Source organism: Klebsiella africana (assembly GCF_020526085.1).
GTDB lineage: Bacteria > Pseudomonadota > Gammaproteobacteria > Enterobacterales > Enterobacteriaceae > Klebsiella > Klebsiella africana.
In genome coordinates, this window is record NZ_CP084874.1 from 695,220 (window position 1) to 719,680 (window position 24,461).

The following is a 24,461-nucleotide window of genomic DNA, read 5'->3' on the forward strand; positions in this document are numbered from 1 at the left end:
CGCCGCAATTTGTCGGCGCAGCACAGAAGCGGAAGAATTCAGTCATGGCTCAAGAAATCGAACTCAAGTTTATCGTCGCTCAGGATGGGGTAGAGACGCTGCGCGAGCAGCTCAATGCGCTCGAGGCGAAACATACGCCCGCGGGCCAGTTACTGAACATTTACTACGAAACCGCCGATAACTGGCTGCGTCGTCACGATATGGGGCTGCGCATCCGCGGCGATCAGGGGCGTTATGAGATGACGCTGAAAATCGCTGGCCGGGTGGTCGGCGGCCTGCACCAGCGCCCGGAATACAATATTCCTCTCGATAAACCGGCGCTGGCGCTTGAGCGCCTGCCGGCGGAGGTCTGGCCGCAAGGGGAACTTCCGGCCGCGCTGGCGGAGCATGTCCAGCCGCTGTTCAGCACCGATTTTGCCCGTGAACGTTGGGTGATCCAGGAAGGAAAGAGTGAGATTGAGATTGCCCTCGATCGCGGCGAAGTGAAGGCGGGCGAACATCAGGAGCCGATCTGCGAGCTGGAGCTGGAACTGCTCGCCGGGGAGACCGCCGATCTGCTGCGCCTTGCGCACCGTCTGCTGGAGAGCGGCGTCCTGCGTCAGGGGAGCCTGAGCAAAGCCGCGCGCGGGTATCATCTGGCGCAAGGTAACAATGAGCGTCCGGTGACCCGGCTGTCGGTGCTGCCGGTGGCGGCGAAGGCCAGCGTGGAGCAGGGGCTGGAGGCGGCGCTGGAGAGTGCCCTGGCGCACTGGCTGTATCACGACGAGATCTGGCTGCGCGGCAACGCGAAAGCCAAAGTGGAAATTCTGCTGGCCATAGCCCGCGTGCGCCATGCCCTCGTGCTGTTCGGCGGCATCGTGCCGCGTAAGGCGACCACCCACCTCCGCGCGTTGCTGAACGACGCCGACGCCGTTCTGCTGGCTGCGGACACCGCCGACGAAGCGTTATTCCGCACCGAGGTCGTCGGCGCCAAACTGGCCCTGACCGAATGGCTGGTCCAGCGCGGCTGGCGTCCGTTCCTCAACGAGGCGGGAGAGAAAAAAATAGCCGGCTCGTTCAAACGGTTTGCCGATATAAACCTCTCCCGGGCGGCGGCCGAGCTGCGTAGCGCCGTGCAGCATCTGGCGGTCGAAGATGCCGCCGACCAGTTGCCGAAGCTGGCGCGCGACATCGACAGCGTCCAGCTGCTGGCGGGCGCCTATGGCGACGCCGTCGCGCCGTGGCTGGAGAACTGGCAGGAGCTTCAGCGTGCGATAGAACATGACGACCGCAGCGTCTTTGAATATTTCCGTCGCCAGGCGCTGGCTGCGGAGCCGTTCTGGCTGCATAGTGGAAAACGATAATTACAGGCCAGGGAGCCCCTATGATGCCGCTTTCTTCGCAGTTACAGCAGCACTGGCAGACGGTCGCTGACCGCCTGCCAGCGGATTTTCCCGTCGACGAACTGAGCCCGCAGGCCCGGTCGGTGATGGTGTTCAGTGATTTTGTCGAGCAGAGTGTTATCGCCCAGCCGGGCTGGCTGAACGAGCTTGCGGACTCCGCGCCGGAGGCGGAAGAATGGCGGCATTATGAGGCGTGGCTGCAGGATCGCCTGCAGGCCGTCACTGACGAAGCGGGGTTGATGCGGGAGCTGCGTCTCTTCCGCCGCCAGATGATGGTCCGCATCGCCTGGGCGCAGGCGCTGTCGCTGGTGAGCGAAGAAGAGACGCTGCAGCAGCTGAGCGCCCTGGCGGAGACCCTGATTGTCGCCGCCCGCGACTGGCTGTATGCCGCCTGCTGTAAGGAGTGGGGAACGCCCTGCAATGCCGAGGGCCAGCCGCAGCCGCTGCTGATCCTCGGGATGGGAAAGCTGGGCGGCGGCGAACTGAACTTCTCTTCCGATATCGATCTGATTTTTGCCTGGCCTGAACATGGCGCCACCCGCGGCGGCCGTCGCGAGCTGGATAATGCCCAGTTCTTTACCCGCCTGGGGCAGCGGCTGATCAAGGCGCTGGATCAGCCGACGCAGGACGGCTTTGTTTATCGGGTGGATATGCGCCTGCGGCCCTTTGGTGACAGCGGGCCGCTGGTGCTCAGCTTTGCGGCGCTGGAGGATTATTACCAGGAGCAGGGCCGGGACTGGGAACGCTACGCGATGGTGAAAGCGCGGATCATGGGCGATAACGACGGCGCCTACGCCAGCGAACTGCGCGCGATGCTCCGTCCCTTCGTCTTCCGCCGCTATATCGACTTCAGCGTGATCCAGTCGCTGCGTAACATGAAAGGCATGATCGCCCGTGAAGTGCGACGTCGCGGGCTGAAAGACAACATCAAGCTCGGCGCCGGCGGGATCCGTGAAATTGAGTTTATCGTTCAGGTCTTTCAGCTGATCCGCGGCGGTCGTGAACCTGCGCTGCAGCAGCGCGCCCTGCTGCCGACGCTGGCGGCGATTGATGAGCTACATCTGTTGCCGGAAGGCGACGCGGCGCTGCTGCGCGCGGCCTATCTGTTCCTGCGCCGGCTGGAAAACCTGCTGCAGAGCATCAACGATGAGCAGACCCAGACTCTGCCGCAGGATGAACTCAACCGCGCCAGGCTGGCGTGGGGGATGCATACCGATAACTGGGAGACGCTGAGCGCGCAGTTGGATAACCATATGGCCAACGTGCGGCGGGTGTTCAATGAGCTGATTGGCGATGATGAGGCCCAGTCCCCGGATGAGCAACTGGCGGAGTACTGGCGCGAGCTGTGGCAGGATGCGCTGGAAGAAGATGACGCCAGCCCGGCGCTGGCGCATTTAAACGATACCGATCGCCGCAGCGTGCTGGCGCTGATTGCCGATTTCCGCAAAGAGCTGGATCGGCGCACCATCGGCCCGCGTGGCCGCCAGGTGCTGGATCAGCTGATGCCGCATCTGCTGAGCGAAATCTGCTCGCGCGCCGATGCGCCGCTGCCTCTGGCGCGGATCACGCCGCTGTTGACCGGGATCGTCACTCGCACCACCTATCTTGAACTGCTGAGCGAATTCCCCGGCGCGCTGAAACACCTGATTACGCTCTGCGCGGCATCGCCGATGGTCGCCAGCCAGCTGGCGCGCCACCCGCTGCTGCTGGATGAGCTGCTGGATCCCAACACCCTCTATCAGCCGACGGCGACCGATGCCTATCGCGACGAGCTGCGCCAGTATCTGCTGCGCGTGCCGGAAGAGGATGAAGAGCAGCAGCTGGAGGCGTTGCGCCAGTTCAAGCAGGCGCAGCAGCTGCATATCGCCGCGGCGGATATCGCTGGCACCCTGCCGGTGATGAAGGTTAGCGATCACTTAACCTGGCTTGCCGAAGCGATCCTCGATGCGGTGGTGCAGCAGGCATGGGGGCAGATGGTAGCCCGCTACGGCCAGCCGACCCACCTGCACGATCGCCAGGGGCGCGGCTTCGCCGTCGTCGGCTACGGTAAGCTCGGCGGCTGGGAGCTGGGCTACAGCTCCGATCTCGACCTGGTGTTCCTCCATGACTGCCCGGCGGAGGTGATGACCGACGGCGAGCGGGAGATTGACGGCCGTCAGTTCTATCTGCGGCTGGCCCAGCGGATCATGCACCTGTTCAGCACCCGCACCTCGTCCGGTATTCTCTACGAAGTGGACGCCCGGCTGCGCCCTTCTGGCGCGGCGGGGATGCTGGTCACCACCGCTGACGCGTTTGCCGACTATCAGCAGAACGAGGCCTGGACGTGGGAGCATCAGGCGCTGGTGCGCGCCCGTGTGGTCTATGGCGACCCGGCGCTGCAGGCGCGCTTTGACGCCATTCGTCGCGATATCCTGACCACCCCGCGGGAGGGTGCAACCCTGCAGACCGAGGTTCGCGAGATGCGCGAGAAGATGCGCGCCCACCTTGGCAACAAGCATGCCGATCGTTTTGATATCAAAGCCGATGCCGGTGGGATCACGGATATTGAATTTATTACCCAGTATCTGGTCCTACGCTATGCCAGCGACAAGCCGAAGCTGACCCGCTGGTCTGATAACGTGCGTATTCTCGAGCTGCTGGCGCAGAACGACATCATGGATGAGGAGGAAGCGCGTGCCTTAACGCACGCGTACACTACCTTGCGTGATGCGCTCCATCATCTGGCCCTGCAGGAGCTGCCGGGACACGTGGCGCCAGAGGCCTTCAGCCGGGAGCGTGAACAGGTCAGCGCCAGCTGGCAGAAGTGGCTGATGGCTTAACTATAAAATCGGGTGTGCTATTATCGCGCGCAAAGTTTGCGTCTCGCAGGAGAGAGTCATGAAAGTAACGCTGCCGGAGTTTGAACGTGCAGGAGTGTTGGTGGTGGGTGATGTGATGCTGGACCGCTACTGGTACGGCCCCACCAGTCGTATTTCCCCGGAAGCCCCGGTGCCGGTGGTGAAGGTGGAAAATATCGAAGAACGTCCTGGCGGCGCGGCAAACGTAGCGATGAACATCGCCTCCCTGGGGGCAACGTCGCGCCTGGTGGGATTGACCGGAATTGATGACGCCGCCCGTGCGCTGAGCCAGGCGCTGGCTAACGTCAATGTGAAGTGCGACTTCGTCTCCGTCCCGACTCACCCGACCATCACCAAACTGCGGGTGCTGTCGCGCAACCAGCAGCTGATCCGCCTCGACTTTGAAGAGGGCTTCTCCGGCGTCGATCCGCAGCCGATGCACGAGCGCATTCAGCAGGCGCTGGGCTCTATTGGCGCGCTGGTCCTTTCGGACTACGCCAAAGGGGCGCTGAGCAGTGTCCAGACCATGATCCGGCTCGCACGTGAAGCGGGCGTGCCGGTGCTGATCGATCCGAAAGGCACCGATTTCGAACGCTACCGCGGCGCGACGTTGCTCACCCCGAACCTCTCTGAGTTTGAAGCGGTGGTAGGCAAGTGTCAGGATGAAGCGGAGATCGTTGAGCGCGGCATGAAGCTCATCGCCGAATTCGAACTGTCGGCGCTGCTGGTGACGCGCTCTGAGCAGGGGATGACGCTGCTGCAGCCGGGACGTCCGCCGCTGCATATGCCGACCCAGGCCCAGGAAGTGTACGACGTGACCGGCGCCGGCGACACGGTGATTGGCGTGCTGGCGGCAACCCTGGCGTCCGGCAACACCCTGGAAGAGGCCTGCTATTTCGCTAACGCCGCGGCGGGCGTGGTGGTCGGTAAGCTGGGTACCTCCACGGTTTCCCCTGTCGAGCTGGAAAACGCGGTCCGTGGCCGGGCTGAGACCGGCTTCGGAGTGATGAGCGAAGAGGAACTCAAACAGGCGGTTGCGGCAGCGCGCAAGCGCGGCGAGAAAGTGGTGATGACCAACGGCGTCTTCGACATTCTGCATGCAGGCCATGTCTCCTATCTGGCGAATGCGCGCAAGCTGGGCGACCGTCTGATCGTGGCGGTTAACAGCGATGCCTCCACCAAACGTCTGAAAGGCGAAACCCGTCCGGTGAACCCGCTGGAACAGCGGATGATCGTGCTGGGGGCGCTGGAGGCCGTCGACTGGGTGGTCTCCTTCGAAGAAGATACCCCGCAGCGCCTGATCGCTGGCATCCTGCCGGACCTGCTGGTGAAAGGCGGCGACTATAAACCGGAACAGATCGCCGGCAGCGAAGAGGTCTGGGCGAACGGTGGGGAAGTGCTGGTGCTCAACTTTGAAGATGGTTGCTCGACCACCAATATTATTAAGAAAATACAAAAAGATAGCGAAAAATAACCTTTTCGTTATTCACCCGCCTGGGCGGTGAAGCTCTACGGCCTGCGATAGCGATATCGCGGGCCGTTTTTATTTAATGATGTGGAAAATGATTTGGCGCAATAAATAATCAGATTGAGCGCATTTTTCGTACAAAACGCGCTAGGGTAAGGATAAATACTGAAGTGAGTAAAAGGCATATGACTGATCAGAACATCCACCGCTGAAGGAGTATGCGCATGAACCATAACGATATGTATTCAATGAAGAATTTTGATTTCCTGGCGCGGAGTTTCGCCAGAATGCACGCCCAAGGCCAGCCAGTTGATCTTCAGGCCATTGTCGGCAATATGGATGAAGAACATCGTGAATGGTTTTGCCAGCGCTATGAACTGTACTGTCGCCAGGTGAGTAACCAGGTGGAAGCCGCGCACTAAGCCAAACGCCAAACGGGCCCCTGAGGGCCCGTTTTTTTACTGCTGCTCTTCGCTGCCAGGCGTCGGCGCCGGGCGGTTTTCGAGGTCATTCAGACGCTGCTCCAGCAACGCCAGTTTTTCGCGGGTCCGCAGCAGCACCTGGGTCTGCACATCAAACTCTTCGCGGCTAACCAGATCCAGACGGGTCAGCTGCGACTGCAGCGCCTGACGGATTTTCTTCTCAACATCCTCACCCAGATCGCGAAGTCCTTTTGGCATCGACTCATGGACCTGGCGGGCGATTTGTTCAATTTTTTTCGGGTCAATCATGGTGGTTTCCTGCTCGGGTCGGATGATTGATCATTGTAGTGCGAACCTGGCCGCCTATAAACCAGAAATGTTTGAAGCTTATGCATTGCCGAGGATAGTCAATAGCGTTATAGTTATCTCGCTTATTCTCAGGGCGGGGCGAAATTCCCCACCGGCGGTAAATCAACCATCGCGTTGAAAGCCCGCGAGCGCTTCCCGTGACCACGGGAAGGTCAGCAGATCCGGTGTAATTCCGGGGCCGACGGTTAAAGTCCGGATGGGAGAGAGTAACGACACAGTCGGGCCAGAGCCCGCTCGCGTTGACTTTTGCCGCTAAACCGGCACTCCTAAGACTGCCCTGATTCTGGTAACCATAATTTTAATGAGGTTTTTTTACCATGAATCAGACGCTCCTTTCTTCTTTTGGTACCGCTTTTGAACGTGTGGAACACGCTTTGGACGCCCTGCGCGAAGGTCGCGGTGTGATGGTGCTTGACGATGAAGACCGTGAAAACGAAGGTGATATGATCTTCGCCGCCGAAACCATGACCGTTGAGCAGATGGCGCTGACCATTCGTCACGGCAGCGGCATTGTGTGCCTGTGCCTGACCGAAGATCGCCGCAAACAGCTGGATCTGCCGATGATGGTGGAAAACAACACCAGCGCCTACGGCACCGGCTTTACCGTGACCATCGAAGCGGCCGAAGGTGTGACCACCGGCGTCTCAGCTGCTGACCGCGTTACCACTGTGCGCGCGGCGATTGCCGATGGCGCGAAACCTTCCGATCTCAACCGTCCCGGCCACGTTTTCCCACTGCGTGCGCAGCCGGGTGGCGTACTGACCCGCGGCGGCCACACTGAAGCCACTATCGACCTCGTGACCCTCGCAGGCTTTAAACCAGCGGGTGTGCTGTGTGAGCTGACCAACGACGATGGCACCATGGCGCGCGCGCCGGAATGCATCGCGTTTGCTAAGCAGCACAATATGGCGATCGTCACGATTGAAGATCTGGTGGCCTACCGTCGCGAACATGAGCGTAAAGCCAGCTAATTAGCGGTTTTTGACGCCAGCGAACACAGCCCACCTTGTCGTGGGCTGTGTTGTTTTTGCGCCTCAACCAATGCCCATCGTCTGGAGCACCACCAGGCTTAACCCCATCACCGACATTCCGCACAGGACGCCATAGCTCGGGTTGCTCTGCGGGTCGATCTCTTTTGCCAGCGGCATCAGTTCATCGACCGACAGCGCCACCATAATTCCGGCCACGGCAGCCATGATCGCCCCCATGACCAGCGGTGAGACCAGGCTCCCCAGAATCAGCCACGCCAGCACGCCGCCCAAAATCTCCGCCATGCCGGAAAGCCCGGCCCAGAGCACCGCCTTGCTGCGCGAGCCTGTGGCGGCATACACCGGTCCGGCAACCGCCAGTCCTTCAGGAATATTGTGCAGGGCGACGGCAAGGGCGACCCCCATGCCAAGCTCCAGGTTGTTGCTGGCCGTGACATAGGTGGCGATCCCTTCCGGGAAGTTATGCAGGCTGATCCCCAGCGTCAGAAGAATTGCGGTGCGACGTAAATTGCGCGGGCGCGGCGTGGCGGAAGTCATCAGATCCTGCGGGTGAGCGTGCGGCAGCAGACGGTCGAGGCCAAAATAGCCCAGCAAACCGATAACAAACATGCCGTAACCGATCAGCGGCGAAATCTGCTCGGTAGCCAGCGCCGCCGGCAGCATTTCCATCAAGGAAATCAATAGCATGATCCCGGCGGCAAAGCCGAGAGAGAAGCCAAGTAGCCGATTAGAAGGTTTTTGGCCAATCACACCGAATATGGCACCAATAAATGTTGCGCTGCCAGCTAACAGTGTCAATATTAAGGGGGATGACATCACTTCTCTCCCGGTAATAATAAGTGCATACGCGTATATTGCCTGAGGACGTGCGTGGACGACACGCCTCTTTACCGCTAATTACATTCAAATTTTCTGACGATCATCATCATGGTTATCTGAGTTTATCCTGGCGCAAAAGCGCGTAATGTGAACACATTATATTGACTCACTAAGGATATCATCATGTCCCGTACCCGAATGCCCGCGTTGTTTCTCGGCCATGGTAGCCCAATGAACGTGCTGGAAGACAACATTTATACCCGTGCCTGGGCACACCTGGGCGAAACTCTGCCGCGTCCGAAAGCGATCGTGGTGGTCTCTGCGCACTGGTTCACGCGCGGTACGGGCGTAACGGCGATGGAGGCCCCGAAGACCATTCATGACTTCGGCGGTTTTCCGCAGGCGCTGTATGACACGCATTACCCGGCACCGGGTTCCCCGGCGCTGGCGCAACGGTTGGTTGACCTGCTCTCGCCGGTGCCGGTCACTCTCGATAGAGAAGCCTGGGGATTTGATCATGGCTCGTGGGGCGTGCTGATTAAAATGTATCCGCAGGCGGATATTCCGATGGTCCAGCTCAGCATCGACAGCACCAAACCGCCGGCCTGGCATCTCGAAATGGGGCGGAAGCTGGCCTCGCTGCGCGATGAAGGCATTATGCTGGTGGCCAGCGGCAACGTGGTACATAACCTGCGCACCGCCCGCTGGCATGGCGAGAACACGCCGTATCCTTGGGCAGAGTCCTTCAATAACTACGTCAAGGCGAATCTGCAGTGGCAGGGGCCGGACGATCAGCACCCGCTGGTCAACTATCTGGCGCACGAGGGGGGCTCGCTCTCCAACCCAACGGCAGATCATTTCCTGCCGCTGCTGTACGTGCTGGGGGCGTGGGATGGCGTTGAAGCGATCACGATCCCGGTGGATGGTATCGAGATGGGCTCGCTAAGTATGCTGTCGGTGGTGGTTGGCGCCTGATAAGATTGCGCTCCGGCGACGGTACCGTCCGTCACCGGAGCGCGACATTATTCGACGAAAATGTGCGGATAGAAGCGCGACAGATCCTGGGTGATCAGCGCCCGGTCTTCGCGAATACCGATCCCGGCTGGCTGGTCGTTAATCAGCCAGCTGCCAATCAGCGTATAGCTATCGCCAAACTTCGGCAGCGGGTAAAACGCCTGCACGATGGTGCCTTCTTCCCCGTACGGGCCTTCTACTGCTTCCACCACTTTGCCATTTTCAACGATCGACACGTTAGCGCCTTCGCGGGAGAAGATCGGTTTAATGACGTACTTCTCCATCTCCGGGTGAGCATCTTCGCTGAAGTAGGCCGCCAGCAGATTAGGGTGATTGGGAAACATCTCCCACAGCATCGGCAGCAGCGCCTTGTTGGAGATAATGCTTTTCCACGCCGGCTCCAGCCAGCGGACGCCAGCGTCTTCCAGCTTGGTGGAGAACATCTCCCGCAGCATAAACTCCCACGGATAGAGCTTGAACAGATTGCCAATCACCTGATCCTGCAGATCGGTAAACTGGCCTTTTTCGCCCAGACCGATATCTTCGATATAGAGGAATTCCGTCGCCAGGCCTGCTTCGGCGGCGCAGTCCTGCAGATACTGTACGGTACCGCGATCTTCAACGGTATCGCGGCAGCAGGCCATATGCAGCAGCTGGAAGCCAAACTGCTCGCGTAGCTCGCCGAAGCGTTCGATCAGCTTTTCCTGCAAACTGTTGAACTGATCGCTGCCCGCCGGCAGCTTGCCGGCGTTGAGCTGATCTTCCAGCCAGATCCACTGGAAGAAGGCTGCTTCATACAGCGAGGTCGGCGTGTCGGCGTTGTTCTCCAGCAGCTTCGGCTCGCCGACGCCATCCCAGGCCAGGTCGAGACGCGAGTAGAGCGACGGCTGGTTGGTTTTCCATGACTGACGCACAAAACCCCAGGTGTGTTTAGGGATGCGGAATTTGGTCATCAGCTCATCGCTGGCGATCACTTTTTCCACCACCTGGAGGCACATCTGATGTAGCTCAGCGGTGACCGCTTCGAGCTTTTCCACCTGCGCGAGGGTCAGTTTGTAATACGCCTCTTCGCTCCAGTAGGGCTCGCCGTACATGGTATGGAAGTTGAAACCGTATTCGGTCGCTTTCTCGCGCCAGTCCGGGCGCTCGGTAATACTGACTCTTTCCATGTTGCTTAGCCGCCCATTGAGCGAGAAGAGGACGTTGAGCCTGCGGCGCTACGCTGCATAGTCGACTGTTTCGCTACCGACTCGCCAAAGCCGCCGCGGGTGACGGTGGTGGTGGTGGCTGGCTTCGGCGCCATCGCGGTTTTCGGCACGTTCATGGTGCGGCCCGGCTGGGCGGCGCCATAGCTCTTGCCGCTGGCGTCAGTGTACTGACCGTAGGCCGGGCTGGCCGGGTTTTTCGAGCTGAACAGCGGCTGCTGTTGCGCCATGCCACCGCCCATCAGGCGGCCCATCATGTAGCCGGCCATCAGCGGCATCCAGAAGCTGCCGCTGCTTTGCGCCTGCGCCTGGTTTTCCGGGGCGACGCCCGCCTGGGCTGGCGTCTGCTGGCACTGGCCTTCGCCAAACTCGGCGACGCAGTCTTCGCGGGTGGCATACTTCGGCGCGGTGCGCTCAGCCTCTTTTACCGCGTTGGTGTAGGCCGTGGTGCATTCGGCTGCTTTGCCCGGGTTGGCGGCGGAGCAGTCATCGGCGTTCTGGTACAGCGACACCGTTTCGTCGCTTTTTTCGCAACCGGCGAGCATAAAGACCGCGGTGACGGCCAGCGCGACCGGCGTCAGATGGCGTGCGCTCCAGCTTTTGCGGAACGACGAATGATTAATATTTTTTGTCCGTTTCATATTTGTCTTCCAGGACCCAGTGGTATGGCGTGTGTTAACGCTCAGGATAGAGGATGAGTGGTGGAAAATGAAGCGAAGAGGGGCGCTAAGCGAGGGATCTTTACGTTGCCTTACGTTTAACGCATCGCCTGCCCGACGGACAGGCGATGTGCATCACAGTATGAGAATTACTGACGGAACGGATTGCTGCCGCTGCTCTGGGTGGTCCGTGCAGACGCCGGCTTCACCGCAGCGGTAGTGTTGCCGTAGCCATCAGCGGTGGCATCCTGTTGCGGATTTTCCGGCGCAACGCTATCTGCGGAGGTAGAGATGGGTTTACCCAGCGTGTTGTTCAGGGCGACCAGATCCTGCTCGTTCAGAGTACCTAACGCCGACTTGATGTTCAGCTCGTTGATCAGGTAGTTGTAACGCGCATTAGAGAGCTGCTGCTTGGCATTGTACAGCGTGGTAGTGGCGTCGAGGACGTCAACGATGGTACGCGTACCCACCGAGTAGCCTGCTTCCATAGCATCCAGGGAGCTTTGCGCAGAGACTACCGCCTGTTTGTAGGCGTTGATGCTGCTGATGGAGGCATTCACGTTGTTAAATGACGAGCGTACGGTCTGCACGACGCTGCGGTGAGCGCTTTCCAGCTGCTCGCTGGCGCCGACGAAGTTGTACTGCGCCTGTTTGACCTGCGAGGTCACCGCGCCGCCCTGATACAGTGGCAGAGAGAAGTTCAGGCCGATTTGGTTCTGCCCGACGTCGCTGTCGTTGTAGGCGAGCGGGGTATTGGTTTTCGAACCGTTATATCGCGTATTCGAAACGCCGGTAGAAGCGGAAAGGTTCAGGGTCGGCAAATGGCCGTCCTGCGCCTGACGAATCTGCTCGCGGGCCAGGTCCTGGCTCAGACGCGCCTGCAGCAGCGACAGGTTGCGGTTCTCCGCTTCCTTCAGCAGGGCGTTGACCGCCTGCGGCTTATTGGTCTTGAAGCCGTTCACGTTCAGGGAAGCGAGCTCCGGATAGTAGTTACCGGTGACCTGGCGCAGCTCTTCGACAGCGTTGTCGAGATCGTTACGCGCGGTGACTTCGTTCGCCAGCACGGCGTCGTATTGTGAACGGGCGTTTTGCACGTCGGTGATCGCCACCAGGCCTACGTTAAAGCGCTGCGTGGTTTGATCCAACTGGCGGTAAATGGCCTGTTTCTGCGCTTCGGTATAGGAGAGCGTGTCGATGGCAGCCAGCACTTTAAAATAGGCCGTCGCGGTATTCAGAATCAGCGTTTGCTGATCGGTCTGATACGTGACATCCTGAATCCCTGCCGTTTTTTCCTGCAGCGTCAGGGCGCGCCATTTCGACATATCAAACAGAACCTGCGTTAACTGCAGCGAACCGCTGGTGACGTTAGAGTTGACGCCGTTGCTGTCGCGATAGCCATTGGTATAGGTATAATCCGCTCCCAGCCCAAGCTGAGGCAGTAATGGACTGCGCGCTTCGTTGATCTTTTCGAACGCGGCGTCACGATCGGCTGCCGATTTACGCAGATCGGGGTTGCTGATGCGTGCCTGCTGGTAAACCTGAAGCAGGTTTTCCGCCTGGCTCATGGCGCTGAACCCGGTCAGGCTCAGGCCGATAAGAATGGGGAGCAATTTCTTCATTTGCATTCCTTGTTGTGAAGCATTTAGCGCTGGTCTAATTCTAAGAAAAATTCCGCTGATTGTATCGATTCTGCCGCCGTAAAAAGTTGGCGTTACGTGCCATCCGGCGGTAATTTGCACCAATCTAACATACGGACCGTAAAACGGTAGCCAAACGGTTTGGAAATCCCTATTTTCAGATTCGCAGGACATGACAATGAACAAACCCACGCAGCAGGGAATTACCTTCTCCAAAAATGATGTAGAAATTATTGCACGCGAAACGCTATATCGTGGTTTTTTTTCGCTCGATTTATACCGTTTTCGCCACCGCCTGTTCAACGGCGGCATGAGCGGCGAAATCACCCGTGAAATTTTTGAGCGCGGGCACGCCGCCGTCTTGCTACCCTTTGACCCGGTGCGCGACGAAGTGGTGCTCGTCGAACAAATTCGTATTGCCGCCTATGATACCAGCGAGAGCCCGTGGCTGCTCGAAATGGTCGCTGGCATGATCGAAGCAGGGGAAACGGTGGAAGACGTTGCCCGTCGGGAAGCACTGGAGGAGGCCGGGCTTGAAGTTGGGCGGACGAAACCAATATTAAGCTATCTGGCCAGTCCTGGCGGCACCAGTGAACGGTTATCGATCCTGGTGGGTGAAGTTGATGCATCGACGGCAAAAGGCATTCACGGCCTGGCCGAGGAAAACGAGGATATTCGGGTGCATGTGGTGAGCCGGGAGCAGGCTTACCAGTGGATAGAAGAGGGGAAAATCGACAACGCAGCCTCTGTCATCGCCTTGCAATGGCTGCAATTGCATTATCACAATTTACGAAACGAGTGGACAAAATGAAGCGTTATACACCTGACTTCCCGGAGATGATGCGCCTGTGCGAGACCAACTTCGCGCAGTTGCGCCGCCTGTTGCCGCGAACGGATGCAGCGGGTGATAAGGTAAGCTATCAGGTGGGAAGCGCGCAGTATCGGTTAACGATAGTTGAATCGACCCGCTACACTACTCTGGTGGCGATAGAACAGACCCTGCCAGCGGTGAGCTACTGGAGCCTGCCGTCGATGACCGTTCGCCTCTACCATGATGCCATGGTGGCCGAAGTGTGTTCGAGTCAGCAGATCTTTCGCTTCAAAGCGCGGTATGATTATCCTAATAAAAAGTTGCATCAACGCGACGAAAAGCATCAAATTAACCAGTTTCTGGCCGACTGGCTGCGTTACTGTTTAGCACATGGAGCGATGGCGATTCCGGTTTGTTAGCGTCGTTAAACCTAAGGACACCATTTGGAAAGCCTGTTAAACCTACCTCTGGCTGGTGAGGCCAGAGTCAGGATCTTACAAATTACTGATACTCACCTGTTTGCTGAAAAACATGAAACGTTGTTAGGCATTAATACCTGGGAAAGTTATCAGGCCGTACTGTCGGCTATTCATGCCTCACAGCGTCCATGCGATTTAATTGTCGCAACAGGCGATCTGGCGCAGGACCACTCTTCCGCGGCCTATCAGCATTTTGCTGAGGGTATCGCGAGTTTTGCTGCACCCTGCGTCTGGCTACCAGGCAACCATGATTTCCAGCCGGCGATGTACAGCACGCTGCAGGAGTCGGGTATTTCCCCGGCCAAGCGCGTGTTTCTCGGCGACCACTGGCAGATCCTGCTACTCGACAGCCAGGTGTTTGGCGTTCCCCATGGGGAACTGAGCGACTTCCAGCTAGAGTGGCTTGAACAGAAACTGGCGGAAGCGCCGGAGCGCTATACCTTACTCCTGTTACATCACCATCCGCTACCGGCCGGCTGTAGCTGGCTGGATCAACATAGCTTGCGCAACGCCGGTGCGCTGGACAGCGCGCTGAGCGCCTGGCCGCGGGTGAAGCACCTGCTGTGCGGCCATATTCATCAGGAGCTTGACCTGGACTGGAATGGTCGGCGCATGATGGCGACGCCGTCGACCTGCGTCCAGTTCAAACCGCACTGCGCCAACTTCACCCTTGATACGGTGTCGCCGGGCTGGCGCTGGCTGGAGCTGCATCCTGACGGGACGCTGACCACCGAAGTGTGCCGGCTGGAAGGCGCCGAGTTCCACCCGGATATTGCTTCAGAAGGCTACTGATGGCGACGCTCCTTTATCTGCACGGCTTTAACAGCTCTCCGCGCTCGGCGAAGGCGATGGCGTTAAAGACCTGGCTGTCGCAGCACTATCCCGACATCACCATGGTGGTGCCGGAGCTGCCGCCTTATCCGGCGGAAACGGCGGAGTTGCTGGAGTCCATTGTGCTGGAGCACGGCGGCGAACCGCTGGGGGTCGTAGGGTCGTCGCTGGGCGGCTACTACGCGACCTGGCTGTCGCAGTGCTTTATGCTGCCGGCGGTGGTGGTTAACCCGGCGGTGCGGCCGTTTGAACTACTAAACAATTTTCTCGGCCACAATGAGAATCCATACACCGGGCAACAATATGTGCTAGAGTCTCGCCATATTTACGATCTCAAAGTCATGCAAATCGACCCGCTCGAAGCGCCGGATTTACTCTGGTTGCTGCAGCAGACCGGGGATGAAGTGCTTGATTACCGCCAGGCCGTTCATTACTACGCCTCCTGCCGGCAGACGGTGGAGGAGGGCGGTAATCACGCATTTGTCGGCTTTGACGATCATTTCACCCAGATTATCGAATTTCTCGGCCTGCGCTAAACGGCCCTGAACGACCTACGAATACACACCATGACGCAATCTTCATATAATGCTGATGCCATTGAGGTACTCACCGGGCTTGAGCCGGTGCGCCGCCGTCCGGGCATGTATACCGACACCACCCGTCCTAACCATCTTGGTCAGGAAGTTATTGATAACAGTGTGGATGAAGCGCTGGCAGGCCACGCCAAACGCGTGGAAGTTATCCTTCATGCCGACCAGTCTCTCGAAGTGATCGACGACGGGCGCGGGATGCCGGTCGACATCCACCCGGAAGAGGGGGTGCCGGCGGTTGAGCTTATCCTCTGCCGGCTGCATGCGGGTGGTAAGTTTTCCAATAAAAACTACCAGTTTTCCGGCGGCCTGCACGGGGTGGGGATCTCGGTGGTCAACGCCCTGTCAAAACGGGTGGAAGTTAACGTGCGCCGCGATGGTCAGGTCTACAGCATCGCTTTTGAAAACGGTGAGAAAGTAGAAGACCTGCACGTCACTGGCACCTGCGGCAAACGCAACACCGGGACCAGCGTCCATTTCTGGCCGGACGAAAGTTTCTTCGACAGCCCGCGCTTTTCCGTTTCACGTCTGACCCACCTGTTAAAAGCGAAAGCGGTGCTGTGCCCGGGCGTGGAAATTGTTTTCCGCGACCAGGTTAACAACAGCGAACAGAGCTGGTGCTATGCCGATGGCCTTAACGACTACCTGAGCGAAGCGGTGAATGGCCTGCCGCTGCTGCCGGAAAAACCGTTTGTCGGCACTTTCTCCGGCGAGACGGAGGCAGTGGACTGGGCGCTGCTGTGGCTGCCGGAAGGGGGCGAACTGCTGACCGAAAGCTACGTCAACCTGATCCCGACCATGCAGGGGGGGACGCACGTCAACGGCCTGCGCCAGGGGCTGCTGGACGCAATGCGTGAGTTCTGCGAGTACCGTAATATCCTGCCGCGCGGCGTGAAGCTGTCAGCGGAAGATATCTGGGATCGCTGCGCCTACGTGCTGTCGGTGAAGATGCAGGATCCGCAGTTCGCCGGACAGACCAAAGAGCGTCTGTCGTCGCGCCAGTGCGCGGCGTTCGTCTCCGGCGTGGTGAAAGATGCCTTCAGCCTGTGGCTGAACCAGAACGTACAGGCTGCAGAGCAACTGGCAGAAATGGCTATTGCCAGCGCCCAACGTCGTCTGCGCGCCGCCAAAAAAGTGGTACGTAAAAAGCTGACCAGCGGTCCGGCGCTGCCGGGGAAACTGGCGGATTGTACCGCCCAGGACCTGAATCGCACCGAACTGTTCCTCGTCGAAGGGGACTCGGCGGGCGGCTCAGCCAAGCAGGCGCGCGATCGCGAATATCAGGCGATCATGCCGCTGAAAGGCAAGATCCTTAATACCTGGGAAGTCTCTTCCGATGAAGTGTTAGCTTCGCAAGAAGTGCACGACATTTCGGTGGCGATTGGTATTGACCCGGATAGCGATGATTTAAGCCAGCTGCGCTACGGCAAAATTTGTATTCTGGCGGATGCTGACTCCGATGGCCTGCACATTGCCACCCTGCTGTGCGCGCTGTTCGTAAGACATTTCCGTACCCTGGTGAAAGAGGGGCACGTCTACGTGGCGCTGCCGCCGCTGTACCGTATCGATCTTGGTAAAGAGGTCTACTACGCGCTGACGGAAGAAGAAAAAACTGGCGTGCTGGAGCAGCTGAAGCGCAAGAAGGGCAAGCCAAACGTCCAGCGCTTTAAAGGTCTCGGTGAGATGAACCCGATGCAGCTACGGGAAACCACCCTTGACCCGAATACCCGCCGCCTGGTGCAGCTGGTGATAAGCGATGAGGACGAGCAGCAGACCACGGCGATGATGGATATGCTGCTGGCCAAGAAGCGTTCCGAAGACCGTCGCAACTGGCTGCAGGAGAAGGGCGATATGGCGGATCTGGACGTATAAGTCCGGACGAGCGCCAAACGTAAAAGGGAGCCTTTGGCTCCCTTTTTCATTGCAATACTGAATCGGCGGACTTAAACGCCAGCCTGCAGGATACGGATGGTGGTTTCCAGCACATCGCCTTTGACCGCTTCCGACCAGGCTTTCATGTGTGGCGTCTGCAGGTGTGCTTCAAGATGGGCGACGCTTTCCCACAGCTCCACCATGACGATAGAGTCGGGGGCCGTGGTCTGGAAGCTGACGCCGGCGGCATGATCTACCATGGGCGCATAGCCGTGACAGCCGGCCTCCTGCAAAACGGTCGGAATGATTTTCGCGAACTGATCGAGAACCGCCTGGCGGTGGTGTTGGCCCGGGCGGGTACGGATTTCTGCAATCACTGTTAACATGGTTAACTCAACTCCTTCTGTGTGGATCTCGTCATACTCCAGGTTCGAATAACTCGAAATATGTAGAGCTAGACCTCTAGTTAACCAAAAATTTCCGCCAGATGCTTGCGATATTCTGCGATATACCGTGGGACATCGGGCATTTTAATCACGTCGTTGGCGATAAAGGTCGGCAACGCCTCCATGCCGAGGAACTGATTGGCTTTATGGAACGGCAGGTAAACGCCGTCAACGCCGACGCCGTGGAAGAACTGCTCTTTGTCGGTGAAGGCTTCCATCGGCGCGTTCCAGGTCAGAGAAAGCATATATTTTTTCCCCTGCACCAGGCCGCCGGAGCCATATTTTTTGCTGGCGTCGGAGCGGGTACGGCCATCGCTGGCGTACAGCGAGCCGTGGCCTTCGGTAAAGACATCATCCATATATTTCTTCACCGTCCACGGAGCGCCCATCCACCAGCCCGGCATCTGCCAGATCACCACATCGGCCCACAGGAAATTCTGCACTTCTTCTTTTACGTCGTACTCGCTTTCGGCGCGAACGCTTTTAACATCGTGTCCGGCGTCGCGTAGATAACTCTCCGCGACCTCGGTCAGGGTGTCGTTCAGCTGGCCATTAGAGTGTGCGAACTTTTTCGCCCCATTGATAATCAGGATGTTGCTCATTTTTTACCCTCACATATGAAAATTTGCCACCGATCTTACCCCGCGAAGCGGGGCAGTAAAATGAGCAAAATGTGCAAAGTCTTTTGCCAAATGTGCAATAATCTCGCTACCAGTACACGCGGGCTTCGAAGCCGCCGTCGCGCGCGTTGGCGAAAACAACCTGCATGCCGTGCAGCGAGGCGATGCGCCGGACGATCGACAAGCCCAGGCCGCTGCCCGGCGCCTCCTGCCCCGGCGGGCGATAAAAACGCTCGCCAATGCGTGAGAGCGCCTGCGGGCTAATGCCTGCGCCGTTATCGCGCACCCGGAACTCGCGGGCGTTGAGCGTGATATCGACTTGACTGCCGCGCGGGCTATAGCGCACCGCGTTATCCAGCAGGTTGCGCACCAGCAGACTGAGCAGCAGCGGCTGGCCGGTGCGGACGATATTGCTGGCATTGAGATGCAGGCGTAGCTCAATGCCGGATTGCTGTGCCGGGTGGTACATTTCCATCACCGCTGACTGTAACAGGTCATCAAGCGCGATCTTCTGCACGTCGTCCAGCTGGGCGAACGAATCCAGCCGCGACAGCGTCAGCAGTTGATCCACCAGCCGGGTGGCGCGATCGATCCCCTGGTGAAGCTGGGCCAGCGCTTTCTCACGCCCTTCTGCATCGTCCATAGAGAGCTGGGCGACTTCAGTCTGTACCTTCAGCGCTGCCAGCGGGCTGCGTAACTCATGGGCGGCATCCGAGGTAAAGCGACGCTCGCGCAGCATGGCGTCATGGGTGCGCTGGAACAGCTGGTTCAGAGCCTCGACCAGCGGGCGGACTTCGGAGGGGATCTTCTCCACACTGAGCGATTCCGCTGAGTCTGGTGCGCGCAGGCGCAGCGTACGCGCCAGATTTTTCAACGGCGCCAGTTCGCGGCTTAATAACACGATAAGTAGTACGAACATCAGCGGCAGAGCGATCATCCACGGGGTCAGCTGCGAGGTCACGATATCCATTGCCATTTCGCGCCGGTAATCCCACTCCTGACCGACGGCGATGCGGTGGCGGCCATCGGCGGTGGTTAACCACAGGAAACGCCACTCGTCATCGTCGTCACGCAGATAGCCATTGCTGAACCCCTCGCGCTGCGAATTCCACTGAATATCTTCTCCGTTCTCACCGTCGTTAAGCACCATGTTGCCGTCGCGGGTGAAGATGGCGAACGCCAGCGCGTCGTCGTCGATGTGACCGTGGCGTACTTTTTTCTTTTCTCCGAGCGAGGGTGGGGCGCGAAGTTCATCGAAATGCATGGCGCTCAGGCGGCGGGCGAACAGCAACTGCTGGGTATCAAACAGCTTATCCAGTTTTTTGCTGGTTTGCTGCCAGGCGATCACGCTGGCCACTCCCCAGGCGGCCGCGGTGAGCACAGCAAAAAGCAGCGTCAGGCGCAGGCGCAGGCTCAGGCGGACAAGTCGTTTCATGCATCACCCAGGGTATAGCCGATGCCGTGGACGGTGCGGATAAAGTCGCTGCCGAGCTTGCGGCGCAGGTGATGGACGTGAACTTCCACGGCGTTGCTGGAGACCTCGTCGTCCCAGGTGTAGAGCTTTTCTTCGATAAGCTTACGCGGCAGTACGCGACCAGCATTTCGCAGCAGCAGTTCCAGCAGGGCGAACTCTTTCGGCTTTAGCACCAGGCTCTCGCCGTCGAGGCTGGCGGTTAAGCGGTTCGGGTCGAGGCTCACCTTGCCGTGGCGCAGCTCGCTGCTGCTCTGGCCGTGAGCGCGGCGGATCAACGCTTCGAGGCGCGCCGCCACCTCAATCAGGGCGAAAGGTTTGCACAGGTAGTCATCTGCGCCCAGGCGCAGGCCCTCCACTCTCTGGTTAAGGGCATCGCGGGCGGTGAGGATCAGCACCGGCTCATGGCGGCCTTTGTCGCGCCATTCGCGCAGAATATCGAGGCCATCGATGCCGGGCAGGGTGAGGTCAAGGATTGCGGCGTCGTAGGGGGCGCTGTATAGGGCGTTCTTGCCCTCCAGCCCGGCGGTAAACCAGTCAATGCTAAAGCCCATTTTGCTCAGCCCGACCTTGATGCCGTCGCCGATAAGCTTGTCATCTTCCACCAGTAATATGCGCATGTTTCCCTCCAACGATCCTGTTTCCTTGCGCAGTAAACCGCGTTGAAGCGGGGAATGTACAGCATTAAAATTTCTTTTTTCCGCTTAAGAAGTCGTTAAGTTTTGTCGGGCGTAATAGGAGCCATACCAACACAAAAGGGAGAATATAAGATGAAAAAAATTGCTGCGATGACCGCGATTATTGCTTTGGTTTCCATGCCGGTACTGGCCGCCGGGCAGGGGGGATTCACCGGACCGTCTACTACCACTACCACCCAGGCCGGCGGCTTCACCGGGCCGAGCGGCGCGGTGACCACCGTGGCAAACGCCAAGTCGCTGCGTGATGACACCTGGGTGACCCTGCGCGGTAAAATCGTCGAGCGCATCTCTGATGACCTTTATAAATTCCAGGATGCTTCCGGGGTGATCAATGTCGATATCGACCACAAGCGCTGGAACGGCGTGACCGTTGGCCCGCAGGACACAGTAGAAATTCAGGGGGAAGTCGATAAGGACTGGAACTCGGTAGAAATCGACGTTAAACAGATCCGTAAAATCGCGCCATAAGTCTCCGTCGGATAAGCGCAAGATCGGTCAGGAACCGCGATCCTCGCTCTGTCAGAGTATGTCGCGAGGAGGAGACGATGAACGATATTAAGGCCAGCCCGGCGTATGTCGGGCGCTTCCAGCGCGTCTGTAGGTACATTGCGCGCCATCTTGATGAGCCGCTGTCGCTGGAGACGCTGAGCGCGATAGCGCACAGTTCGCCTTACCATTTTCACCGGCAATTTAGCGCTTATACCGGCATTCCATTGTACCGGTATATTCAGTGGTTGCGTCTGCGACGCGCCTGTTGGCGCCTGGCGTTTAACCCCCGCGATAAAGTCATCGATATTGCCCTTGATGCCGGCTTTCAGAATGCGGAGTCGTTCAGTCGTGCCTTCCGTACCGCGTTTGACCAAAGCCCGACCCAATTCCGTCAACAACCGGACTGGGCCGAGTGGCATCGACGCGTACCGAAACATACGCTACAGGAGCAAACGTCGATGGACGTCAACATTCTTTCGTTCCCCACCACCCGGATAGCCGTACTGCAACATCGCGGCAGCCCGGACCTTGTCAACGCCACCGCCGCGCGTTTTATCGCCTGGCGTAAGACGAGCGGATTATCGCCCGTCGCCACCAGCGATACCTGGGGGATCGCCTGGGACGATCCGCAGACTACCCCGCAGGAGGCATTTCGTTTTGATATCTGCGGTACGGTCGCTGGGCCGGTCGGTGAAAACGCCTTTGGCGTGATTAACGGCGAAATCCCCAGCGGACGCTGCGCCGTCGTGCGCCATCACGGCTCGCTGGACACGCTGGCGAACAGCGTTTGGTTTCTCTATCGCGACTGGTTACCCGCTTCAGGCGAGACGTTACGGGATTTTCCGGTGTACTTCCGTTACCTCAATTTTGTCCATGAGGTGGCTGAGCATGAACTGCAAACCGATATTTATCTGCCGCTGGCCTGATTAAGCGTGACGGAATCCTCAGCCGATCTCACGGCCTGTGACTCAGGGCGTGAGATCGGGTATTATCGCGGGTAGTTTTGCCGTCCGAACGGTCGGTACCCAGATTGAGGATCCACGATTAATGAGCGATATGGCAGAGCGCCTTGCGCTGCATGAATTTACGGAAAATGCTTACCTGAACTACTCCATGTACGTGATCATGGACAGGGCATTACCGTTTATTGGCGATGGCTTAAAACCGGTCCAGCGTCGCATCGTCTATGCGATGTCCGAGCTGGGGCTGAATGCCAGCGCCAAATTCAAAAAGTCCGCCCGCACCGTCGGCGACGTACTGGGTAAATATCACCCGCACGGCGACAGCGCCTGCTATGAAGCGATGGTGCTGATGGCGCAGCCGTTCTCTTACCGCTACCCGCTGGTAGACGGCCAGGGGAACTGGGGGGCGCCGGACGATCCGAAATCCTTCGCGGCGATGCGTTACACCGAGTCCCGCCTGTCGAAATACGCCGAACTGCTGCTCAGCGAACTGGGGCAGGGCACCGTCGATTGGGTACCAAACTTTGACGGTACGCTGCAGGAGCCGAAAATGCTGCCTGCGCGCCTGCCGAACATCCTGCTGAACGGCACCACTGGCATCGCGGTGGGCATGGCGACCGATATTCCGCCGCACAACCTGCGTGAAGTGGCGAAAGCGGCGATTACGCTGATTGAGCAGCCGAAAACGACCCTCGACGAACTGCTGGATATCGTTCAGGGGCCGGATTTCCCGACCGAGGCGGAGATCATCACCTCGCGGGCGGAAATTCGCAAAATCTACCAGAACGGACGCGGCTCAGTGCGCATGCGCGCGGTGTGGAGTAAAGAGGACGGCGCGGTGGTGATCAGCGCGCTGCCGCATCAGGTCTCCGGCGCCAAAGTGCTGGAGCAGATTGCGGCACAGATGCGCAATAAAAAGCTGCCGATGGTTGACGATCTGCGCGACGAATCGGACCACGAAAACCCGACCCGTCTGGTGATTGTCCCGCGCTCCAACCGGGTGGATATGGAACAGGTGATGAACCACCTGTTCGCCACCACCGATCTGGAGAAGAGCTACCGCATCAACCTCAATATGATTGGCCTCGACGGACGCCCGGCGGTGAAAAACCTGCTGGAGATCCTCAGCGAGTGGCTGGTGTTCCGTCGCGATACCGTGCGTCGCCGTCTGAATCATCGGTTAGAGAAAGTGCTGAAGCGCCTGCATATCCTTGAAGGTTTGCTGGTGGCGTTTCTCAATATCGATGAAGTGATTGAGATCATCCGCACCGAAGATGAACCGAAGCCAGCCCTGATGTCGCGTTTTGGCATCAGCGAAACCCAGGCGGAAGCGATTCTCGAATTAAAGCTGCGCCACCTCGCCAAACTGGAAGAGATGAAGATCCGCGGCGAGCAGAGCGAGCTGGAAAAAGAGCGCGACCAGCTGCAGGCGATTCTGGCGTCTGAACGTAAGATGAACAACCTGCTGAAAAAAGAGCTGCAGGCCGATGCCGATGCCTTCGGCGACGACCGTCGCTCGCCGCTTCACGAGCGTGAAGAAGCGAAAGCGATGAGCGAGCATGACATGCTGCCGTCTGAGCCGGTGACTATCGTCCTGTCGCAGATGGGCTGGGTGCGCAGTGCCAAAGGGCACGACATTGACGCCCAGGGCTTGAGCTATAAGGCGGGCGACAGCTGGAAAGCCTCGGCGAAGGGCAAGAGCAACCAGCCGGTGGTGTTTATCGATACCACCGGGCGCAGTTATGCCATCGATCCGATTACCCTGCCTTCTGCGCGTGGCCAGGGAGAGCCGCTGACCGGTAAGCTGACGCTGCCGCCGGGCGCGACTGTGGAACATATGCTGATGGAAGGCGACGATCAGAAACTGCTGATGGCCTCCGACGCCGGCTACGGTTTTGTCTGCACCTTCAACGATCTGGTGGCGCGCAACCGTGCCGGTAAAGCGCTGATCACCCTGCCTGACAACGCCCACGTGATGCCGCCGTTGGTGATTGAGGATGAGTCCGATATGCTGCTGGCCATCACCGCCGCCGGGCGGATGCTGATGTTCCCGGTTAGCGATCTGCCGCAGCTGTCGAAGGGCAAGGGCAACAAAATCATCAACATTCCTGCGGCGGAAGCCGCCGCCGGCCAGGACGGTCTGGCACATCTGTTTGTCCTGCCGCCGCAGAGTACGCTGACCATTCACGTCGGTAAACGGAAGATCAAACTGCGTCCGGAAGAGCTGCAAAAAGTCACCGGCGAGCGCGGCCGCCGCGGTTCGCTGATGCGCGGGCTGCAGAAGATTGACCGTGTGGAAATTGACTCGCCGCGCCGCGCCGCGGCAGGCGATAGCGAAGAGTAAGCGCGTCTCCTCCCGTCTTTGACGGGAGGAGACGAAAAAATGCCGCA

The 24,461-nt window shown here is 58.8% G+C and carries 23 protein-coding genes, 1 pseudogene and 1 riboswitch; of the genes and pseudogenes, 14 read left to right on the forward strand and 10 right to left on the reverse strand.

Annotated features, from left to right (window positions below):
- The first annotated feature begins 44 nt into the window (after positions 1–44).
- Genes LGL98_RS03415 through hldE form a run of 3 tightly spaced genes read left to right on the forward strand, consistent with a single transcriptional unit; the run spans position 45 to position 5,693 of the window.
- A complete protein-coding gene (locus tag LGL98_RS03415) occupies positions 45–1,343 on the forward strand; it encodes a CYTH domain-containing protein (protein ID WP_136031376.1) in 1,299 nt (432 codons plus the stop codon).
- A 20-nt stretch (positions 1,344–1,363) separates the two neighbouring features.
- Entirely contained in the window at positions 1,364–4,201 is a 2,838-nt protein-coding gene (gene glnE, locus LGL98_RS03420; RefSeq protein WP_168435285.1) for a bifunctional [glutamate--ammonia ligase]-adenylyl-L-tyrosine phosphorylase/[glutamate--ammonia-ligase] adenylyltransferase, read from the forward strand.
- 58 nt (positions 4,202–4,259) lie between these two features.
- Complete coding sequence (gene hldE / locus LGL98_RS03425) at positions 4,260–5,693, forward strand: bifunctional D-glycero-beta-D-manno-heptose-7-phosphate kinase/D-glycero-beta-D-manno-heptose 1-phosphate adenylyltransferase HldE (protein WP_136031378.1); 1,434 nt, start codon at positions 4,260–4,262, stop codon at positions 5,691–5,693.
- An 80-nt stretch (positions 5,694–5,773) separates the two neighbouring features.
- Here the strand turns inward: hldE and LGL98_RS03430 are convergent.
- Positions 5,774–5,920, reverse strand: a pseudogene (locus LGL98_RS03430) (hypothetical protein); the annotation flags it as partial.
- Here LGL98_RS03430 and glgS point away from each other — a divergent pair.
- Complete coding sequence (gene glgS / locus LGL98_RS03435; RefSeq protein WP_042928986.1) at positions 5,912–6,109, forward strand: cell surface composition regulator GlgS; 198 nt, start codon at positions 5,912–5,914, stop codon at positions 6,107–6,109. The pseudogene LGL98_RS03430 and the gene glgS sit on opposite strands and share 9 nt — an antisense overlap.
- 36 nt (positions 6,110–6,145) lie before the next feature.
- Here glgS and ubiK read toward each other — a convergent pair whose 3' ends face one another.
- On the reverse strand, positions 6,146–6,418 hold the full coding sequence (gene ubiK, locus LGL98_RS03440) for a ubiquinone biosynthesis accessory factor UbiK (RefSeq protein ID WP_136031381.1): 273 nt from the start codon (positions 6,416–6,418) through the stop codon (positions 6,146–6,148).
- 120 nt (positions 6,419–6,538) lie between these two features.
- Positions 6,539–6,690, forward strand: a riboswitch (FMN riboswitch).
- A gap of 105 nt (positions 6,691–6,795) precedes the next feature.
- Here ubiK and ribB point away from each other — a divergent pair.
- A complete protein-coding gene (ribB, locus tag LGL98_RS03445; protein ID WP_117126490.1) occupies positions 6,796–7,449 on the forward strand; it encodes a 3,4-dihydroxy-2-butanone-4-phosphate synthase in 654 nt (217 codons plus the stop codon).
- Between the two features lie 63 nt (positions 7,450–7,512).
- Here the strand turns inward: ribB and zupT are convergent, their stop codons facing one another.
- On the reverse strand, positions 7,513–8,283 hold the full coding sequence (zupT, locus tag LGL98_RS03450; RefSeq protein WP_136031383.1) for a zinc transporter ZupT: 771 nt from the start codon (positions 8,281–8,283) through the stop codon (positions 7,513–7,515).
- Between the two features lie 186 nt (positions 8,284–8,469).
- On the opposite strand from zupT, the gene ygiD reads away from it, so the two are divergent.
- Positions 8,470–9,261, forward strand: coding sequence for a 4,5-DOPA-extradiol-dioxygenase (gene ygiD / locus LGL98_RS03455; RefSeq protein ID WP_136031385.1), 792 nt, complete (start codon positions 8,470–8,472; stop codon positions 9,259–9,261).
- A gap of 47 nt (positions 9,262–9,308) precedes the next feature.
- Here ygiD and LGL98_RS03460 read toward each other — a convergent pair whose 3' ends face one another.
- The 3 genes from LGL98_RS03460 to tolC form a co-directional block, all read right to left on the reverse strand.
- The gene (locus LGL98_RS03460; protein WP_136031387.1) at positions 9,309–10,469 is read right to left on the reverse strand and encodes a glutathionylspermidine synthase family protein; all 1,161 of its coding nucleotides are present in this window, start codon (positions 10,467–10,469) and stop codon (positions 9,309–9,311) included.
- A gap of 5 nt (positions 10,470–10,474) precedes the next feature.
- On the reverse strand, positions 10,475–11,146 hold the full coding sequence (locus LGL98_RS03465; protein ID WP_002916849.1) for a DUF1190 family protein: 672 nt from the start codon (positions 11,144–11,146) through the stop codon (positions 10,475–10,477).
- Between the two features lie 167 nt (positions 11,147–11,313).
- Positions 11,314–12,783, reverse strand: coding sequence for an outer membrane channel protein TolC (tolC, locus tag LGL98_RS03470; protein WP_136031389.1), 1,470 nt, complete (start codon positions 12,781–12,783; stop codon positions 11,314–11,316).
- A 196-nt stretch (positions 12,784–12,979) separates the two neighbouring features.
- Here tolC and nudF point away from each other — a divergent pair, with 196 nt between their 5' ends.
- The 5 genes from nudF to parE are packed head-to-tail and all read left to right on the forward strand — an operon-like array spanning position 12,980 to position 17,384.
- On the forward strand, positions 12,980–13,612 hold the full coding sequence (gene nudF, locus LGL98_RS03475; RefSeq protein WP_136031391.1) for an ADP-ribose diphosphatase: 633 nt from the start codon (positions 12,980–12,982) through the stop codon (positions 13,610–13,612).
- Positions 13,609–14,031, forward strand: coding sequence for a DUF1249 family protein (locus tag LGL98_RS03480; protein WP_136031393.1), 423 nt, complete (start codon positions 13,609–13,611; stop codon positions 14,029–14,031). The genes nudF and LGL98_RS03480 overlap by 4 nt, the downstream gene beginning before the upstream one ends.
- Before the next feature lie 24 nt (positions 14,032–14,055).
- Positions 14,056–14,883: a 3',5'-cyclic-AMP phosphodiesterase gene (cpdA, locus tag LGL98_RS03485; protein ID WP_136031395.1), complete on the forward strand. Its 828-nt coding sequence runs from the start codon at positions 14,056–14,058 to the stop codon at positions 14,881–14,883.
- Complete coding sequence (gene yqiA / locus LGL98_RS03490; RefSeq protein ID WP_136031396.1) at positions 14,883–15,458, forward strand: esterase YqiA; 576 nt, start codon at positions 14,883–14,885, stop codon at positions 15,456–15,458. Before cpdA ends, yqiA begins: the two co-directional genes overlap by 1 nt.
- 30 nt (positions 15,459–15,488) lie before the next feature.
- The gene (parE, locus tag LGL98_RS03495; protein WP_136031398.1) at positions 15,489–17,384 is read left to right on the forward strand and encodes a DNA topoisomerase IV subunit B; all 1,896 of its coding nucleotides are present in this window, start codon (positions 15,489–15,491) and stop codon (positions 17,382–17,384) included.
- Between the two features lie 71 nt (positions 17,385–17,455).
- Here the strand turns inward: parE and LGL98_RS03500 are convergent, their stop codons facing one another.
- The 4 genes from LGL98_RS03500 to qseB all read right to left on the reverse strand — a co-directional run bounded on the left by LGL98_RS03500 (position 17,456) and on the right by qseB (position 20,541).
- Entirely contained in the window at positions 17,456–17,770 is a 315-nt protein-coding gene (locus LGL98_RS03500; protein WP_136031400.1) for a putative quinol monooxygenase, read from the reverse strand.
- 80 nt (positions 17,771–17,850) lie between these two features.
- Positions 17,851–18,432, reverse strand: a complete 582-nt coding sequence (locus LGL98_RS03505) for an NAD(P)H-dependent oxidoreductase (protein ID WP_025710499.1) — start codon at positions 18,430–18,432, stop codon at positions 17,851–17,853.
- 106 nt (positions 18,433–18,538) lie between these two features.
- Entirely contained in the window at positions 18,539–19,885 is a 1,347-nt protein-coding gene (gene qseC, locus LGL98_RS03510; RefSeq protein WP_136031403.1) for a quorum sensing histidine kinase QseC, read from the reverse strand.
- Positions 19,882–20,541 carry a quorum sensing response regulator transcription factor QseB gene (gene qseB / locus LGL98_RS03515; RefSeq protein WP_136031405.1) on the reverse strand — a complete coding sequence of 220 codons (660 nt, stop codon included), beginning with the start codon at positions 20,539–20,541 and terminating at the stop codon, positions 19,882–19,884. Before qseB ends, qseC begins: the two co-directional genes overlap by 4 nt.
- Positions 20,542–20,691: 150 nt before the next feature.
- Between qseB and LGL98_RS03520 the strand changes: the two genes are divergently transcribed.
- From LGL98_RS03520 to parC, 3 genes are all read left to right on the forward strand, one after another.
- A complete protein-coding gene (locus LGL98_RS03520; protein WP_002916833.1) occupies positions 20,692–21,087 on the forward strand; it encodes a YgiW/YdeI family stress tolerance OB fold protein in 396 nt (131 codons plus the stop codon).
- Between the two features lie 77 nt (positions 21,088–21,164).
- Positions 21,165–22,034: an AraC family transcriptional regulator gene (locus tag LGL98_RS03525; protein ID WP_136031406.1), complete on the forward strand. Its 870-nt coding sequence runs from the start codon at positions 21,165–21,167 to the stop codon at positions 22,032–22,034.
- A gap of 121 nt (positions 22,035–22,155) precedes the next feature.
- Positions 22,156–24,414 (forward strand): DNA topoisomerase IV subunit A, encoded by a 2,259-nt coding sequence (gene parC, locus LGL98_RS03530; RefSeq protein WP_136031409.1) that lies wholly within the window; start codon positions 22,156–22,158, stop codon positions 24,412–24,414.
- The last annotated feature ends 47 nt before the right edge of the window (positions 24,415–24,461 follow it).